Consider the following 17,165-nt stretch of genomic DNA (forward strand, 5'->3'; position numbering starts at 1 on the left):
CACTGACCCCCATTCGTTGGCAAGAACAGGCCAGCCGCGTCGCGGCGTGCCCAAAACCCTGGAGATGAGACGATGAAACGTACGAGCAAACTGGTGGCCGTCCTGGCCGCAGCCGGCCTGGCCTCTTGGGCCCAGGCCCAGACCGCGAGCCCGAGCAACAAAGAAGCGGGCGAGAAGCTCGACCGCGTCGAAGTGACCGGCTCCAGCATCAAGCGCATCAATGCCGAGACCGCTTCGCCGGTGCAGGTGGTGGATGCCAAGCAGATCGAGAACATGGGTGCCAAGACCCTGCAGCAGGTGCTGGAAAACCTGCCCGCCAATATGCCGGCCCTGCAGGACTTCCGCTCCATGTTCACCGGCACCGACGGCGCCTCGCAGGCCAATTTGCGCGGCCTTGGCGCGCAAGGCACGCTGATGCTGCTGAATGGCCGCCGCCTGTCTTTCTACGGTGCGCCTGACGGCTTCCAGACCCAGTTCGTCAACATCGACACGATTCCGGCTGCCGCCATCGAGCGCATGGAAATCCTGACCGATGGCGCCTCCGCCATCTATGGCTCGGACGCCGTGGCCGGCGTGATCAATGTGATCACCAAGAAAGAGTTCAGCGGCTTGCAGCTGAGCGCCAACACCGAAAGCTCGCAGCGCATCAAGGCCTATGGCCAGCATTCGGCCAGCGCCATGTTTGGCTTCGGTGATCTGGCGCGCGACAAGTTCAACGTCTACGGCTCGGTCAACCTCTACCAGCGCGACACCGTGTCCCCGCAAGACACCCTGGACAAGCGCCCGGCCGGCTACTACATCGACAACCCGAACTACATCAAGAACTTCCGCATCAGCGACGGCAGCACGCCGGGCGTGCTCAACCCCGGCACCCAGTTCGTGTTCGACAGCAAGAACGCGCGCTCCAGCATGGCCGTGCCCGGCTGCACCAGCATCGTCGTCACCGGTGCCAACAGCAGCTGCGCGATCAACAACCTGCCTTATCAGCTGGCCGTGGTCGGCAAGTCGGACCGTGCCACCTTGTTCCTGAACGGGGTCTATGCCGCCAGTGCCGATATGGAGTTCTTCGGCCAGGCCAACTACACCCAGATCGAGCTGAGCTCGGTCAACCGCCCGGCCTTCTTCAACAGCGGCTCGACCAGCAACTGGTTCTCGCGCGACACCGGCACCACGCTGAACACCTTCACCCAGCCCTTCCTGGGCCCGAACAACGTCTACAACAAGCTGACGCCCGAGCTCAAGGCCAAGATGGGCGGCGCCGCTGGCCTGACCTATTACTTGCTGGACGATGTGAATCACATCGGCCAGAAGAACGAGGACAAGAGCTACCGCGTGCTGGGCGGTGTGCGCGGCAGCTTCGGTGCCTGGGACTACGAGTCGGCCCTCAGCCTGGCCGGCAGCCACTCGACCCTGTACCAGACCATCAACACCAGCAAGAAGGGCTTCGAAAAGGCTTTCGGTCCCTACACCTACGATCCGGTCACCAAGCGCACCTACATCGCCGACAACCCGGCCTACAAGTTCGGCGTGAACAGCGACAGCAACGCAGCCCTTCTGCGCGAGGCCTTCCCGACCTTCGACATCCAGTCCTGGACCAAGCTGGCCACCTGGGACGGCAAGATCGAAGGCGAGGTCGCCCGGCTCGACGCCGGCGCCGTGCGCGCGGCCTTCGGCGCCCAGCTGATGCGCGAAGAGTTCTACACACCGGGCAATCCGGCTGCCGCGGCCGGCGACATCACCCAGCAGGGCGGTTCCTGGTTCAAGGGCGAACGCAATGTGGCGGCCCTGTTCAGCGAAGCCATCGTGCCGCTGAGCAAGGACCTGGAAATGGACGCGGCCGTGCGTCTGGACAAATACCCCAACTTCGCCGCCAATCTGGCGCCCAAGATCGGCCTGAAGTACCGCGTCATGCCCGAGCTGCTGCTGCGCGGCACCTACTCGGAAGGCTTCCGCGCGCCCAATCTGGCCGAATCCGGCAACGGCGGCGTCTATGCCCAGACCGTGGTGCGCGATGAGTTGCGTTGCACGCAGACCGATGCCATCGCCAACCTGCTGAAGAAGTCGACCGTGGCCTCCGAGCGCGAGCGCGGCACTCAACTCTTCAACAGCAACTGCAGCACCGTGGTTGGCGGCATGACCCCGCCGAACAAGGACCTGCAGCCCGAGAAGGCCAAGATCTCGACCCTGGGGCTCGTGCTGCAGCCGCACAAGGACTTCAATGTCTCGGCCGACTACTTCTTCGTCTATCGCCGCAACGAAATCGTGCGTGAAGACTTCACCCGTTTGTTCAAGGACGCGGTCGAGAAGTACGGCCCCGGCCTAGAGGGCGCACCCAACGCGCAGCGCGTGCCGCTGTCGGACGGTGACAAGTCGGTGATGGCGGAAGTGGCCGCCATGTGCGCCAACCCGGCCAATGCGGCGGCTTGCGCGGCGGGCGTGCCCAAGTACACGGTGGGCAATCTGGCCGGCCTGGTCAACAAGTACCTGAACCGCGGCCGCACCCTGGTCGACGGCTTCGACCTGGATGCCCAGGGCCGCTTCAGCCTGGGCGACTTCGGCCGCCTGGGCCTCGGGCTGAAGACCACGATCATGAACCGCACCCTCTACAACTATGAAGACGGTGAAGGCTGGTCGGGCAACTACATCGGCCTGCACAGCAACCCCAAAGTCACGGCCACTCTGAATGCCGATTGGAAGTACCGCGACCTGACGACCAGCTTGTTCGTCAACTACACCGGCACCCGTAAATGGGCCGACTACCCCGGGGACGAGACCTACACGCCGGAAGCTTGCGAGACCAAGGGTGGCGCCCTGACGGCGGACGATTGCCGCCGCGGCATCCCGTCTTACACCACGGTCAATCTGTCGATGAACTGGACGCCGATCAAGCACTTGAACCTGGGCTTGAACGTCAAGAACCTGTTCAACCGCCAGCCCTATTACGACCCCAATGGCTGGGAAGGTTATGACCACCGCTACAACATCTTCGGTCGGGTGTTGAGCGTGTCGGCCAGCTACAAGTTCTGGTGATGGATTGAGGCCAGGGCTGCGGCCCTGGCCTGTCGACCTCTCCTTGTGGCCCGCTCCCGGGCATCAGGCGCGCCATGGTCATGGCCTGCGTCTGACTTCATCTCACCCCACCTCACACCTCACGCAGGAGTTCCCCATGTCGGATCACCGCAGTCTCCGTGCCATGCGCATCAGCGCCGTGGCCCAGGCCCTGGCTCTGGCCTTTGGCGCCGCTTCGCTCAATCTGGCGCTGGCGCCGGCCGTGCGGGCGCAGTCCAATGCCACCAGCACGATTTACGGACAGCTGCCGCCCGGCGAGGGCCTCAGCGTGCTCTTGAAGAACTTGGCTACCGGCGTGCAGCGCACGCTGCAGCCCGATGCCAATGGCCGTTTCCAGGCCACCTCCATGCCGCCGGGCCGCTACCAGGTGCAGCTGCTGCGCGGCAGCGCAGTGGAGAAGAGTCAGGAAGTTGAAGCCTTGGTGGGGCAGGGCGTGGAGGCGAACTTCGTCACCATCAACAGCCTGGACACCGTGCGCGTCAGCGGCGGCGTCAAGCGCATCGATGTCTCCAACACCAACAACGGCGTGACCTTCACCGCGCGTGAACTGGCCAAGCTGCCGATCGCCCAGGACATAGGCGCCATCGTGCAGCTGGCACCGGGCACCTACAAGAACACCAATAGCGTGTACGGCAGCGCACCCAGCATCGGTGGTTCGGGCGCGTCGGAGAATTCCTTCTACATCAACGGCTTTCCGGTCACCAATCTGCTGACCCAGGTGGGCGCATCCGAGCTGCCTTTTGGCGCCATCGCCAATGCCCAGGTGCTCAGCGGCGGTTACAGCTCGGAGTTCGGCCGCTCAACCGGCGGCGTGGTCAACATCACGACCAAGAGCGGTGGCAACCAATGGGAAGTGGGCGGCAAGCTGACCGTGGTGCCTGCCTCCTGGCGTGCCAAGCAGGACGCCAGCTACTACCCCAACACCGGGGCCAACCCGCTGACCGACGGCAAGCTGATTTCCGAGAACCTCAGCAACTCCAAGACCCAGACCTATGGCCTTTACGCCGGTGGCCCCCTGATCAAAGACCAGCTCTTCATGTTCGCCGCGCTGGAGCAGACTCGCAGCGAGAGCAGCAGCGTCGCGCCGGCCAACGGCCAGGCCTTCAGCAAGACCGGCTACAGCGAGTCGGAAAGCCAAGTGCGCCGCTACCTGCTGAAGCTGGACTACCACCTGAACGACAACCATCACTTCGAGTACACCCGCATCGGCGACCGCACGCGTGGCGAAAGCAAGGCCTTTGGTTATGACTACGCCGCCAATCGCAGCGACGGCATTCAGTCCGGCGGTTCGCTGAGCATCAACTGCTGCGGCGCCGGCAGTGCGCCGGGTGCCGAGGTCGATGTGCTCAAGTACACCGGTTATCTGAACGACGATGTGACGGTGACGGCGCTCTACGGCGAGTCCAAGACCACCCATTCGCTGACGCCCTTCGGCTACAAGCCGGGCACCTACCAGACCAGCTCCTCGGTCGCCACACGCGTGCCGGGCCTGAGCTACCCGGCCGGCCAAACCACGGGCGGCGATTTGCCCGCGCCCGGCTCGGGCGATGGCCAGAAGGTACTGCGCCTGGACGCCGAGTACCGTTTGGGCAAGCATTCGCTGCGCGCCGGCATCGACCACATCAAGGTCGAATCCGTGGTGGGCAAGAGCCAGGCCGGCGGCGGCCTGTGGAGCTATCGCAAGATGAGCGACCCCAACACCAAGCCCTTCAAGGCTTTCGAGTCGCCGCTGCAGGGCGGCGGCTTCGGCACCCAGGGCTTCTATGTCAGCGAGGTGATCAGTTACTCGATTGCCACGCCCACCAGCACCCAGAGCGCCCAATACATCCAGGACCGCTACCAAGTGACCAAGGACATCTTGCTGGACCTGGGCCTGCGCAACGAGCAGTTCACCAACAACAACAGCGAGGGCAAGCCTTTCATCTCTCAAAAGCGCATGCTGGCGCCGCGCCTGAGTGCGACCTGGGACTTCAACGGCGACGGTTCGACCAAGCTCTTCGCCCATGCCGGCCGCTACCACCTGCCGGTGCCCTCCAATCTGTCCAGCAATCTGGCCAGTCCCTTCCGCAGCACCGACAAGTTCTACACCTACACCGGCGTGGACCCGAGCACCGGCGCGCCCACGGGCTTGCATGCCATCTCGGACGTGGTCTCGGCCAACAATGCCTTTGGCCAGAGCAAGGACCCACGCACCATCGTTGCCATCGACTTGAAGCCGCTCTACCAGGACGAGCTGGCCCTGGGCTTCGAGAAGTCGCTGAGCAAGGAGCTGGTGGTGGGCGGCTCGCTCAACTACCGCACCCTGCGCAGCACCAACGACGACACCTGCGACCAGCGCCCCATCGACGCCTGGGGCGAGGCCAAGGGCGTGGACACCAGCCACTACGGTTTCCCCTGCGCCGTGATCAACCCCGGCGAGGCCAACAGCCTGTGGCTGGACCTGGCGGGCGATGGCAAGCTGACGCGCGTGGACATCTCTGCCGAGGCCTGGGGCAACCCCAAGGTCAAGCGCAACTACCTGGCCCTGAACCTGTTTGCCGAGCACCCCATGCGCAACGGCTGGTACGGCCGCGTCAACTACACCTGGTCGCGCAGCAAGGGCAATGCTGAGGGTCAGATCGACTCGATCGGCGGCGGCGATGTGGCCCTGACCGTGGGCACCGATTTGAAAGAGCTGATGCTCCATTCCTACGGCTACCTGCCCAATGACCACACCCACTCGATTCGTGCCTACGGCCTCTACCAGCTGACGCCCGAGTGGACGGTGGGCGGCAATCTGAACCTGACTTCGGGCCGACCCAAGAACTGCAAGGGCAATGTGCCCGAGTCGGTGGTGGAAGACCAAGGCTATGGCGCCAGCTACTTCTTCTGCGATGGCAAGCCGGCGCCGCGCGGCAGCTTCGGCCGCACGCCCTGGACCACGCAGCTGGACTTGAACCTGGCCTACAGCCCGAGCTTCGTCAAGGGCCTGACTGCCAAGTTCCTGCTGCTCAATGTGCTGAATAAGAAGACCGCCACCTCGTACAACGAAATTCGCGAGGAAGACGATCACATCAGCCCGCATTACCAGGAAGTCACCAGCCGCATGTCGCCCCGCTCGGCCCGTTTGACCGTGGAATACAACCACGCCTTCTGAGTCCGGCGCCAGCGCTTTCAACCTCTTTTCTTTCTTGCGAGAACTGCCATGTCTGACTCTCGATCTGTGTTTCGCCATGCCTTGTTGCTGGCGGCCTTGCTGGGCCTGAGTGCCTGCGGTGGCGCGGCCTCGCTGGCGGAGGAGCCCAGCCTCGCCCGCGCTGCCGCCGACGCTGCCGATTCAGCCCCCAGCAGCCTGCGCGCGCAGGCTGCTGCCCGGGGCGAAGGCCTCGCTGCCGCCGGCGCAACTGCCGCCAAGCCAGGCCCCGCCCGCGTGGCCCTGGCCGGCAATGCCTTCATCACCAGCGCAGCGCCCGATGCGCCCGAGTGGATCTCCTACAACGAAGGCCTGATGGACTGGAGCGATGCCCGCACTGTCATCAGCAGCTGGGTGCGCGTGGCCCAGCCCGGCAAGTTCAACATCAGCCTCAAGGGCACGGTGCCGGCCGGCAGCGTCAGCCAGGTGCGCGTCTCTGCCCTGGGCAAGAAGTTCAATCTGCGCCTGACGCCCACGGGCGGCCCCTTCACCACCCTGGCCACGGTCGATGTGCCGCAGGCCGGCTATGTACGCATCGATGTGCAGGGCCTGAGCCGCACCGGCGCCGAGTTCGCGCAGCTGCAAGCCATTGAGTTGACGGGTACGGCCACTGCCGGCCTGGTGTTTGCCAATGTCGAGGCCGATTGGGGCTACTACTGGTCACGCCGCGGCCCTTCGGTGCACATGAGCTACAGCGCGCCGGCCAACACCGAGTACCTCTACAACGAGCTGACCATTCCGCTGGGCGAGGACGCCGTCGGTTCTTACTTCATGGCCAATGGTTTCGGCGAGGGCTACTTCGGGATCCAGGTCAAGGAAGAGGAACGCTGGGTGTTGTTCTCGGTCTGGGATGCCGACAGTGGCAAGACCACCTTGATGAACAAGGGTCCCGAGGTTGTCAGCAACGAGTTCGGCGGCGAGGGCACGGGCGGCCAGAGCTATCTGGTCTACCCCTGGAAGGCCGGTACCACCTATCCCTTCATCACCCGCGTGCGCCCGGACGGGCAGGGCAACACTTTGTATTCCTCCTGGTTCTATGCGGTGGAGCAGGGCCAGTGGCGCTTCATCGCCACCTGGAAGCGGCCCAACACCAACACCTGGCTGACCGGCCCTTACTCCTTCTGCGAGAACTTCATCGACACCAATGGCTTCGCCGGCCGCAAGATGCTGATGGGCCAGCAATGGGCCGTCAACAAGAGCGGCGCCTGGACCGAGCTGAACAAGGGCTGGTTCACCGTGGACCCGACCGGCGGCACCCGCCAGCGCCTGGACTTCGCCGGCGGTGTCGACGCCAGCGGCCAGTTCTACCTGCGCAACGGCGGCTTCTTCAACGAGACCGTGCCGGCCAACCAGAGCTTCACCCGCCCGCTGACCGGCAAGAAGCCGAACGTGGATTTGAGCGCCTTGCCTTGATCGGAAGGCCGCTTCGCGCCCGGGCTTTCGCGCTCGGGTGCGCGGCGCCACAATGCGCCGGCGCCTCAGGCTGAATTACTCTTTTTTCCCTTAATCCCATGCACGCACGCACCATGCAACGCCGACATTTCCTCTCCACCAGCTCCGCTGCCCTGGGCGCCGCGGGTTTGAGCACCTTGATGCCTGTGGCGGCCCGCGCGGCTGGCCGTGAGCGCCTGCGCCTGGGCCTGATCGGCACCGGCATGCGGGGCCAGGTCTTGCTGACCGAGCTGCTGCGCCGCGACGATGTCGAGGTGGTGGCCCTGTGCGACATCGAGCCCATCATGCTGGGCCGTGCGCTGGCCATGGTGGAGCGCTTCAAGAAAGCCAAGCCGCAGACCTACGGCGAGAACGGCGACAAGCTCGCCTACCGCAAGCTGCTGGAGCAAAAAGGCCTGGACGGCGTCATCATCGCCACGCCCTGGGAGTTGCATGCCTCCATGGCCATCGATGCGATGAATGCCAAGGTGCCGGTCGGCTGCGAGGTGGTGGCCGGCATCACCCTGCAAGACCACTGGGACGTGCTGCGCACCCAGCAGCGCACCGGCACGCCTTATATGCTGCTGGAAAACGTCTGCTACCGACGCGATGTGATGGCGGTGCTGCAGATGGTGCGCGTCGGCCTGTTCGGTGAACTGGTGCATCTGCAGGGCGGCTACCAGCACGATCTGCGTGCGGTCAAGTTCAACAACGGTGACCCGGCCAAGCCCTACGGCAGCGGCGTGGAGTTCGGCGAGAAGGGCTGGAGCGAAGCGCGCTGGCGCACCGAGCATTCGGTGCAGCGCAATGGCGAGCTCTACCCCAGCCACGGCATCGGCCCCTGCGCCATGTACGCCAACATCCACCGCGGCAACCGCTTCACCCACATCAATGCCTTCGCCAGCAAGGCTCGCGGCTTGAACGACTACATCAGCAAGAAGATGGGCGCCAAGGACCACCCCAGCGCCAAGGTGAAGTTCAAGCTCGGCGATGTGGTCACCACCACCCTGGCCTGCGAGAACGGCGAAACCATCATCCTGCAGCACGACACCTCGCTGCCGCGCCCCTATTCCCTGGGCTTCCGCGTGCAGGGCACCGATGGCCTGTGGATGGATCTGAACCACTCCATCCACATCGAAGGCATCAGCAAGCCCCACCAGTGGGAGGACTTCAAGGCCTACCAGGATAAATTCGAACACCCGCTGTGGAAGAAGTACGCGGCTAAGGCCGAAGGCGCCGGCCATGGCGGCATGGATTTCTTCGTCGTTCACGCCTTTGTCGAAGCGCTCAAGGCCAATGCGCCCATGCCCATCGACATCTACGACGCCGTGGCCTGGAGCGCGATCACGCCGCTGTCCGAGCAGTCCATCGCCGAGGGCTTCAAGACCCTGGCCTTCCCGGACTTCACCGAAGGCCTGTGGAAGACGCGCAAGCCCATCTTCGCCTTCGACGACAAGTACTGAGCCGCCGCATGAGCAGCCACCCGCGCCGCAGATCCTGGATCGCCGGCCTGCTGGTGCTGGCCCTGGCAGGCTCGATTTCCGCCCCAGCCTGGAGCGCGCCCGCGCGCTTCGAGCTGGGCCGGGACGAGTTCCTGTTGAATGGCCAGCCCACCCAGCTGATCGGCTGCGAGATGCACCCCGCGCGCATCCCGCCCGAGTACTGGCAGCACCGCCTGCGCATGGCGCGCGCCATGGGCTGCAATGCGGTGCCGATCTATTTGTTCTGGAATCAGCACGAGGCGCGGCCGGGCCGCTTTGATTTCAAGACCGGCAGTCGCGACATCGCCCGCTTCGCCCGCCTGGCCCAGGCCGAGGGTTTGCTGGTGCTGCTGCGTCCCGGGCCCTATGTCTGCGGTGAATGGGATCTGGGCGGCCTGCCGCCCTATCTACTGGCCCATGCGGACATCGGCCTGCGTGGCCAGGACCCGCGCTATCTGCAGGCAGTGACGCGTTATGTGAGCGCCGTCTCCCGAGCGCTGGCGCCGCTGCAGGTCCAGCGCGGCGGTCCGATTGCCATGCTGCAGATCGAGAACGAGTACGGCAGCTATGCCAATGACCGCGGCTATCTCAAACGCTTGGCTGCGCTGTGGCGCGCCGAGGGCTGGCAGGTCCCGTTCTACACCGCCGATGGCCCGACCGCCCAGATGTTGGGCGCTGGCAGCCTGCCCGGCGTGGCCGTGGGCCTGGATTCGGGCAGCGAGCCGGCCCACTTCGAGCTGGCCCAGCGCCTGAACCCCGGCGTGCCGGTGTTCAGCAGCGAAACCTATCCCGGCTGGCTGACCCACTGGGGCGAGGCCTGGGCACGGCCCGAGGTCGAGCCTTTGTTGAAGGAGGTGGACTTCCTGCTGCGCGCGGGCAAGTCTTTCAGCTTCTACGTCGCCCACGGTGGCAGCAATTTCGGCTTCACCGCCGGCGCCAATTCAGGCGGCAAGGGCTATGAGCCCGATGTCACCAGCTACGACTACGACGCGCCGATCGACGAGCAGGGGCGGCCGCGCGCCAAGTACTTCCAGCTGCGCGAGCGCATTGCGGCCCTGCGCCAGGATCGCAGCCCCTTGCCCGAATTGCCCGAACCGATTCCGGTGATGAGCCTGCCGGCCCTGCAGCTGGAGCCGCATGCCTCGCTCTGGCAACACCTGCCCCCAGCTCGGCGCAGCTCGCATCCCAAGACCTTCGAAGCCTTGGGCCATGAGCAGGGCTTGATGCTCTACCGCACCCGCCTGGTCGGTGCGCGCAGCGGCAAGCTGGTTCTATATGGTTTGCATGACCTGGCCAGTGTGTACCTCGATGGCCGCCTGATCGGTCACCTGGACCGCCGCCTGGGCGAGAACAGCCTGGAACTGCCCGCCAGCGATGCGGCCGAGCCGCTGCTGGAGATCCTGGTTGAGGCCATGGGCCGCATCAACTTCGGCCCGCTGCTGGTCGACCGCAAAGGCATCACCGAGCGTGTGAGCCTCAACGGCATGACCTTGCTGGGCTGGGACCACCACGCGCTGCCCCTGCGGGAGCGCTGGGTGCAGGGGCTGCCGGCTGCATCCGTGGCGGCGCTGGACCCACGACCGGGCCGTTTCTTCAAGGCCAGTTTCGAGATCGCTGGCACGCCAGCCGACACCTTCCTGGACCTCTCTCACTTCGGCAAAGGCATGGTCTGGGTCAACGGTCACAACCTCGGCCGCTACTGGAATATCGGCCCCCAGCAGCGGCTTTATCTGCCCGCACCTTGGCTGCACCGCGGTCGCAATGAGCTGATCGTGCTGGATGTGCGCGACACGCATGAAACGCAGGACGCTCGTGCAGGGCAGGGCCCTGTGGTCAGGGGCTTCGAAGCGATGAATCCCTGACTGCCTCGCCGTTGAGTGATGGCCTGCAGAGGCCCTAGCTCGCTGTGCTGGCCTCTTGCAGGCGTCGGCCGCGCTGGGCCTGGCTGCGCAACAACAGGAGGCCGGCGATGCCGACCAGCATCAGGCTCGAAGGCTCAGGAACGGTGCCGCCCAGACCGGCCACGGCCAGCACACCGCTGCCTTTGGCGCCGCCCGCGTTGATGGTCGCCATCTGCTGGGCGCTGAGGGTGTCGTCAAAGAAGAACACGCTGTCCATCAGCCCACGCAGCGGATATGCGCCGTTGGCGTTGCGGCCGATGTCGATGAAGTTCTGGGAGGCGTTGGGGCTGTCCGCCACCGTCATCGCCAGCACGCCGTTGACGTAGAGCGATTGGTTGATACCGTCGAAGGTCTGCGAGATCAGGGTCCACTCATCGCTGCTCGCCGTCCCCGATCGAACGACGCCGTTGTGTGAAACCGACCACCGACCACCGTTGGCCTGGGTGAATCGGTCCCAGCCACCGTTGTCGTTGGACAGGAAGATGTTCCAGGCATTGGGGTCGGCCAGCTTGACCCAGGCGCCCCAGGAGAAGCTGGGGTTGGTGTTGCCACTGGAGTTGATATTGGCGCGCAGCCAGGACCGGCCGCTGCCGTCGAAGGAGGCCGCTTGACCGCTCAAGCCGGTGACGAAGGAAACAGCGGCACCGGGCGCGGTGAGGGCTGGCCCCGCACCGGCAGCATTGGCCCCGTTGCCGTCCAGCAAGTAGAGCCCTTGCAAGACCGGCGAGGCTTGGGCAAGGGCGGCCATTGCGCCGAATGCGCAGGCGACGGAAAGGCCTCGCACTGACTTGCTGAATTGGGAAGTTCGCGTGGGTGAAGTGGTCGGCTTTGGCATGGTTGCGCTCAGTGTTGATGAATCGGACTGGGTACCGTCGCTGACGCCAACCGGGCCGCCTTTGGGTGTGGAACGGAGCCTGTCGTGTGGGACCTTGCTCGCCGATTTCAGAATACAAGCGCTGGCCCGGCGCGGCGCTTCAGGCCTAGGTCAGCTCAACACATATTCCACAGTTCGCTCATTTAGATCGAGCGGACCCGGACATCGTTCGAGTTCGTGGACCTTGAAGTGTCATTGGCCCCGTGTCGAATTGAGGTGATCTGTGCTTGGGTGCCAACGCTAGGCTTTGACCCCATCATGCGGTGCTGTCGGCAAAGGTCATGGAGCAGTCGCTCGCAAAGTAGTTTCAGTACGCAGAGCCCGCTGAGGACCGCAGAGGACGCTGAGGCCCAAAGTGCTGCCTTTCCCTCTGCGACCTCTGCGGTCCTCTGCGCACTCTGCGTCCGTATTCAGCCGCATGCGAGTGGTCGTTTGCCGTTTGCAGACTCAGTCCGCCTGCTGACCGCGCAGAAAAAAGCCCGCCGAGCAGTGGGCTCGGCGGGCTTGAATTCAGAATTGGGGTTGACGAGCCCGACCTCGGCACTGGTCACAACGGCTAGGGCTGCTTGGTTCCCCACCTGACCCGGTTGGCCGCGCTTCCATGCGAGGAGGCCCGTCAAAACGCATTGTAGTCGATGCCTCAGGGCTCTCGAGCCGAAGGGCGTGCGCAGGCGTTCAAGCAGCGCCCAAGTTCAGCGGCTGGCCAGTTGCAGCACGGCCTGAGTCAGCACATTCAACACCCAGCTGCTGCCGTCTTCGTTATTGCCTTCGGTATTGCTCAAGCCGAAGTAGGCCGTCTTGCCGTCTTGCTGCACGAAGACCATGCCCATGAACCCAAGGTAGGCCCCGGTATGGACCAAGCCGCGCCGGCCCTGGGCCTGCATGGCCACCCAGCCGAGGCCGTATTCGCCTTCGGGCAATTGGCGCAGGCGCTGAACATACTCGGGTGCCAGGCCATGGGTCTGGCCTTGCAGGGCGCGCTGATGCTCGGCCAGCCAGCGGCCGTAGGCGGCCGGGGACATCCAGACATTGCCCGAGGGGCGCAGCGCGCCGTCCACCCAGACCGCCCATTCTGGCGCCAGCGCTTCGAAGGGCTTCAAGCTCTGCGGCTTGGGTCCCACATGGCCTTGCGGCGCGCGCGGTGCTGGGTTCAAGCTGAGTTCCAGGCCGAGGCCACGGGCCCAGTTCAGCAGCAGGCTGTCGAAGTCCTGGCCGGTGGCGGCTTCCATCATGGCGCCGGCCAAGGTGTAGCCGGCGTTGGAGTAGAGCAGCTCCTGCCCGGGCGGCAACGCTGGCTTGCGTGCCAACATCCATCGGGCGAGCAGGCGTCGGCGCTCGCGGTCGCTCGTCGGCAGGGGCTCCGTCTGGATGGCCAGGTAGGCCGCCAGCTCTTCGAGTTCACTGGGGTCCTGGAAGGCCGGCAGGCCGCTGCGATGGTCGAGCAGCTGGCGCAAGGTGATGGCAGCGAAGTCCGGGTGTTGCAGGGCGATGAGCTCGGGCAGGAGTTCGGCCGGGCGGCTGTCCCAGCGCAGCTTGCCCTGGCGTACCAGCTCCGCAGCCAAGGCGGCCGTCATCGCCTTGCTCAAGGAGCCGAGCTGAAAGGGCTGCTCGCTGGACAGGGCCGGGCCTTGCGACTGCCGGCTCAGGCCGGCGCTGCCAAGGTAGAGCTTTTGCAGTCCCTCTGGCTGGCTGCCGAAGACGGCGCCGACCAGGCCGGCTGCCACCGCGGCCCCTGCCACCTCGTTCAGACGCGCGGTTTCTTGAAGTAGCTCGGGATGGCGAATTTCTTCGCGTTCCGCCCCGCCACCGCAAGCGCTCAAGACGGCTGCGGGCAAGAGGAAGGCGGGAAGCAGGGGCAGAAAGGCGCGGCGGCGCAAGAGCGGGGCGGACATGGCGAGCAGTGACTCCAAGGTGTGAAGTCGGCGATTCTTGGCAGCGGGTGCTAAAGAACGTCTAAAGCTCGTTCAACCCGGTGTTTGGACGGGCAAGTCCAGTTCGAAGCCGATGCCGCGCCCATGCAGGCCTGGCCCGCAGCGCAGCTCGACCCCCAGGCTGTGCGCGGCCTGGGCCGCAATCGCCAGGCCCAGTCCGCTGCCGGGCTCTTGCGCATGCGCGCCGCGCCAGAAGCGCTCGAACATGTGGGCACGCAGCTCGGGCGCAATCCCCGGGCCGTCATCACGCACGGCCAGGCGCATCTCTGCGGCGCCCAGCGGGCTCAGTTCGACCTGCACTTCGCGCGCGCCGTAGCGCAGGCCGTTGTCCACCAGGTTTTGCAGCAGCGATTGCAACGCGTGGCGCGGGCCGTGCCAGGGCCAATGCTCAGGCCCGTCCAGTGCCAGGCTGACCTTGCGTTGGCGCGCCTGCGGGTGGGCTTGTTGCAGCACCCAGGCGCAGAGCTCGACCAGGTCAAAGTCTGCGCTCGGGGCGGGGCCGGCGGCTGGGTCCAGGCGTGCCAGGTCGAGCAGCTGCTGGGACAGGTGAGCGGTGCGCTCGACGCATTGCAGCAAGGCCGCGGCTGCCCCTTGCCGGCCGGCTTCGTCCGGGCTGTGCAGCAGCACATGGGTGTGGGCGCCCAGCGCTGCCAGCGGCGTGCGCAGCTCATGGGCGGCGTCGTGGACGAAAGCGCGCTCATGGGCGCGTTGCTCACTCAGGCGGCTCAGCAGGCGGTCGAAGGCATGGGCCAACGGTTGCAGCTCGGCATAGCGCAGATCCAGCTGCAGCGGCGCCAGATCGCGGCGCAGGTCCAGCGCCGCGATGCCTGCCGTGAACTCGCGCAAGGGCCTCAGGCCGCTGCGCACGGCCAGCCAGAGCGTCAGCAGCAGCACCGGCAGGGCCAGGGCAAGGGACGGGCCCACCTCCGAGGCCAGCCATTGCAGCAGCATGGCATCGCTGGGCAGCGGGTCGGCGATCCGCAGCGTCCAGAGCGGACCCTCTGCCCTGAAAGTGGCATAGGGCCTGCCGGCCAGATTCAGCTGACTCATGCCTTCGGGCCAGCGGCTGTCGCCGAGCTCGGGGCCGCTGTGAAAGACCCGCTGCCCGTCGCGCCGGAGCAGTTCCACGCTCAGTTGCCCGGCTTCCCAGGCGGCCTCTTCGCGCAGTTGATCGAATTCGGCCAGGAAGCCGCGCAGAACGGCGCGCGCGCTGTCTTCATTGTCCAGGCCGTCGAGGCTGCGGGCCAGCAGGCGGCCCAGCTGATTGGCTTGCGACTGCCGGCTCATGTCCTGGCGCACCGACCAGTAGTTCAGGCTCACCACGCCCAGCGCGATCAGGGCGAAGGCCAGCAGCAAGGCGCCCACCGTGCGGCGCCCCAGGCTGCGCCTCATGGCAGGGACTCCAGCCAGTAGCCGACGCCGCGCAGCGTGCCAATGCGTTGCGCACCGATCTTGCGGCGCAGATTGCTCAGATGCACTTGCAGCGCGGCGCTGTCCATGGCCTCACCCAGCGGCTCCATTTTTTGCGCCAGCTTGTGTTTGCCGACCACCTCACCACCGCCTTCGGCCAGGGCCAGCAGCAGCTGGAATTCGCGCGGGGTCAGTTCCAGGCTGCGGCCCTCGATGCGGGCCAAGGACTGCTGTGGCAGCAAACTCAGTGCGCCGAATTTCCACTCCTTGCCGGTCTGCGCCGCTTGCCGCCTACGCACGGCACGCAGGCGCGCCAGCAGCTCGGGAATTGCGAAGGGTTTGACCAGATAGTCGTCGGCACCAGCGTCAAGCCCGGCCAGGCGCTCATCGAGTTCGCCCTGCGCGGTGATCAAGAGGATGGCGGTGGCGTCGTTCTGGGCTCGCCAGGCCTTGAGCAAGCTGAGCCCGCTGCCATCGGGCAGGCCCAGGTCCAGCAGCACGGCTTCGCAGCCGGCATCTGCAAGCCGGTGTGGCGCGTCGCCGGCCCGGCGCAGCCACTGGACGCTGAAGCCATCTAGTTTGAGCGCCTCCAGCAGCGCCGCACCGAGCGATAAATCGTCTTCGATCAGCAGGATGTGCATGGCTGGAAAAAAGAAAGGGCAGCCGCAGCCGCCCTGTGTCGATGCGCGGCGCGCCGGAATCAGCGCAGCTGAAGGTCGTCGTCGCTGAAGCGGATGTTCAGAGGCTCGATCAGCAGCTGCTTCTCGCCCGCTTCCAGGCTGCCTGCGACCCAGGCGTCGATACCGCAGGCCTTGGCCACTTCCACCGTGCGGGCGGCGTCGGCCGCGGGCACGAAGATGGCGAAGCCGGCGCCCATGTTCAGGGTCGAGTAGGCCTCGCGGTCATCCTGCTTGGCATGCTCCTGCATGAACTTCAGCACCGGCGTGACCGGGGGCACGGTGTGGATGCGGTAGGTGAACTGGCCCGGATGGCGCAGCAGCTTGCGCCAGCCATGGCCGGTGATGTTGGCGCAGTAATGCGGCTGGATGCCGGCCTTGTAGAGCGCTTCGGTCACCGGCGAATACAGCACGGTGGGGGCGAGCAGGGCGTCGCCATAGCTCAGGCCCGGCTCGATTTCGGTCAGGTAGCCTTGCGGCAGGCGCTCGACCAGCTTGCGAGCCAGGCTCAGGCCGTTGGCATGGATGCCGCTGGAGGCCAGCAGCACGATGGCGTCACCGGCACCCAGCTTGTCACCCACTGAGAGGCGTTCTTTGGGGTTGATCAGGCCGGTGCAGGAGGCCGCCAGGTCGATGCGGCCGCTCTCGACGATGCCGGCCAGGGCGGGCGTCTCGCCGCCGCCCCAGGCCACCTGGCAGGTGTCGCAGGCGCGCTTCCAGCCTTCCACCAGGCTTTGGGCCCGGCCCTTGTCGCCGAACCAGTCCGAGCCGCCTGCGGCCCAGTAGGCCTGTACCACCAGGGGCGTGGCACCGACGGTGATCAGGTCGTTCACCGCCATGGCGATGGTGTCCTGGGCGATGCCGTCGTAATAGTTCTTGCCCGTCAGCTGGCGCATCTCGTCGGCCACCAGGGTCTTGGTGCCCAGGCATTCGACGATGGACGCGATATAGAAGGGGCCCACATCCACGACATAGGCCGACTCGCCGCGCGAGGCCAGCACTTCCGTGAAGCCATGGGCGGCCAGATGGGCGCCGGTGGCGGCCGCGGCGCGCTGCGCGCTGATCTTCAGCGGGTCGATCAGGTCGTAATTGACACCGGCTTGTTCGTAGCTGAGGGTGTCGGGCGAGGAGGGGGTGTGGGATGCGGGCGTGCTCATGGGCCGGGATTATCGCCTGTCCGCTCGCCGGCCGGCCCTGGTGCCTGATGGGGCTGCTGGTG

At 65.7% G+C, this 17,165-nt stretch carries 10 protein-coding genes and 1 other RNA gene; 5 read left to right on the top strand and 6 right to left on the bottom strand.

The annotated features are described in order from the left end of the window. Positions 1 to 72 precede the first annotated feature (72 nt). From LNV28_RS10570 to LNV28_RS10590, 5 genes are all read left to right on the top strand, one after another. Positions 73 to 3,030 carry a TonB-dependent receptor domain-containing protein gene (locus LNV28_RS10570; RefSeq protein ID WP_263519711.1) on the top strand — a complete coding sequence of 986 codons (2,958 nt, stop codon included), beginning with the start codon at positions 73 to 75 and terminating at the stop codon, positions 3,028 to 3,030. 136 nt (positions 3,031 to 3,166) lie between these two features. Next, on the top strand, positions 3,167 to 6,205 hold the full coding sequence (locus LNV28_RS10575) for a TonB-dependent receptor (protein WP_263519712.1): 3,039 nt from the start codon (positions 3,167 to 3,169) through the stop codon (positions 6,203 to 6,205). Positions 6,206 to 6,253: 48 nt separating this feature from the next. Then, on the top strand, positions 6,254 to 7,654 hold the full coding sequence (locus LNV28_RS10580) for a DUF3472 domain-containing protein (RefSeq protein WP_263519713.1): 1,401 nt from the start codon (positions 6,254 to 6,256) through the stop codon (positions 7,652 to 7,654). Between the two features lie 98 nt (positions 7,655 to 7,752). Beyond that, positions 7,753 to 9,135: a Gfo/Idh/MocA family protein gene (locus tag LNV28_RS10585; protein WP_263519714.1), complete on the top strand. Its 1,383-nt coding sequence runs from the start codon at positions 7,753 to 7,755 to the stop codon at positions 9,133 to 9,135. A gap of 8 nt (positions 9,136 to 9,143) precedes the next feature. Next, positions 9,144 to 11,015, top strand: coding sequence for a glycoside hydrolase family 35 protein (locus tag LNV28_RS10590; RefSeq protein WP_263519715.1), 1,872 nt, complete (start codon positions 9,144 to 9,146; stop codon positions 11,013 to 11,015). Positions 11,016 to 11,049: 34 nt separating this feature from the next. On the opposite strand, the gene LNV28_RS10595 is transcribed toward LNV28_RS10590, so the two are convergent. From LNV28_RS10595 to LNV28_RS10620, 6 genes are all read right to left on the bottom strand, one after another. Continuing rightward, entirely contained in the window at positions 11,050 to 11,802 is a 753-nt protein-coding gene (locus tag LNV28_RS10595) for a LamG domain-containing protein (RefSeq protein ID WP_263519716.1), read from the bottom strand. A gap of 647 nt (positions 11,803 to 12,449) precedes the next feature. Then, positions 12,450 to 12,546: signal recognition particle sRNA small type (ffs, locus tag LNV28_RS10600), an RNA gene on the bottom strand. 74 nt (positions 12,547 to 12,620) lie between these two features. Next, the gene (locus LNV28_RS10605; RefSeq protein WP_263519717.1) at positions 12,621 to 13,820 is read right to left on the bottom strand and encodes a serine hydrolase domain-containing protein; all 1,200 of its coding nucleotides are present in this window, start codon (positions 13,818 to 13,820) and stop codon (positions 12,621 to 12,623) included. Between the two features lie 72 nt (positions 13,821 to 13,892). Beyond that, positions 13,893 to 15,251: a sensor histidine kinase gene (locus LNV28_RS10610; RefSeq protein WP_263519718.1), complete on the bottom strand. Its 1,359-nt coding sequence runs from the start codon at positions 15,249 to 15,251 to the stop codon at positions 13,893 to 13,895. Then, complete coding sequence (locus LNV28_RS10615; RefSeq protein WP_263519719.1) at positions 15,248 to 15,910, bottom strand: response regulator; 663 nt, start codon at positions 15,908 to 15,910, stop codon at positions 15,248 to 15,250. Before LNV28_RS10615 ends, LNV28_RS10610 begins: the two co-directional genes overlap by 4 nt. 59 nt (positions 15,911 to 15,969) lie before the next feature. Next, on the bottom strand, positions 15,970 to 17,103 hold the full coding sequence (locus tag LNV28_RS10620) for an AIR synthase related protein (protein WP_263519720.1): 1,134 nt from the start codon (positions 17,101 to 17,103) through the stop codon (positions 15,970 to 15,972). Positions 17,104 to 17,165: the final 62 nt, after the last annotated feature.

The sequence above is a fragment of the Paucibacter sp. DJ2R-2 genome, from assembly GCF_025717675.1.
GTDB lineage: Bacteria > Pseudomonadota > Gammaproteobacteria > Burkholderiales > Burkholderiaceae_C > Paucibacter_A.

Excerpts from the sequence above, each read along its gene's own strand:
- LNV28_RS10595 (WP_263519716.1), bottom strand. The coding sequence starts at position 11,802 with ATGGCCGCCCTTGCCCAAGCCTCGCCGGTCTTGCAAGGGCTCTACTTG.
- LNV28_RS10570 (WP_263519711.1), top strand. The coding sequence starts at position 73 with ATGAAACGTACGAGCAAACTGGTGGCCGTCCTGGCCGCAGCCGGCCTG.
- LNV28_RS10605 (WP_263519717.1), bottom strand. The coding sequence starts at position 13,820 with ATGTCCGCCCCGCTCTTGCGCCGCCGCGCCTTTCTGCCCCTGCTTCCC.
- LNV28_RS10575 (WP_263519712.1), top strand. The coding sequence starts at position 3,167 with ATGTCGGATCACCGCAGTCTCCGTGCCATGCGCATCAGCGCCGTGGCC.
- LNV28_RS10585 (WP_263519714.1), top strand. The coding sequence starts at position 7,753 with ATGCACGCACGCACCATGCAACGCCGACATTTCCTCTCCACCAGCTCC.
- LNV28_RS10610 (WP_263519718.1), bottom strand. The coding sequence starts at position 15,251 with ATGAGGCGCAGCCTGGGGCGCCGCACGGTGGGCGCCTTGCTGCTGGCC.
- LNV28_RS10615 (WP_263519719.1), bottom strand. The coding sequence starts at position 15,910 with ATGCACATCCTGCTGATCGAAGACGATTTATCGCTCGGTGCGGCGCTG.
- LNV28_RS10620 (WP_263519720.1), bottom strand. The coding sequence starts at position 17,103 with ATGAGCACGCCCGCATCCCACACCCCCTCCTCGCCCGACACCCTCAGC.
- LNV28_RS10580 (WP_263519713.1), top strand. The coding sequence starts at position 6,254 with ATGTCTGACTCTCGATCTGTGTTTCGCCATGCCTTGTTGCTGGCGGCC.
- LNV28_RS10590 (WP_263519715.1), top strand. The coding sequence starts at position 9,144 with ATGAGCAGCCACCCGCGCCGCAGATCCTGGATCGCCGGCCTGCTGGTG.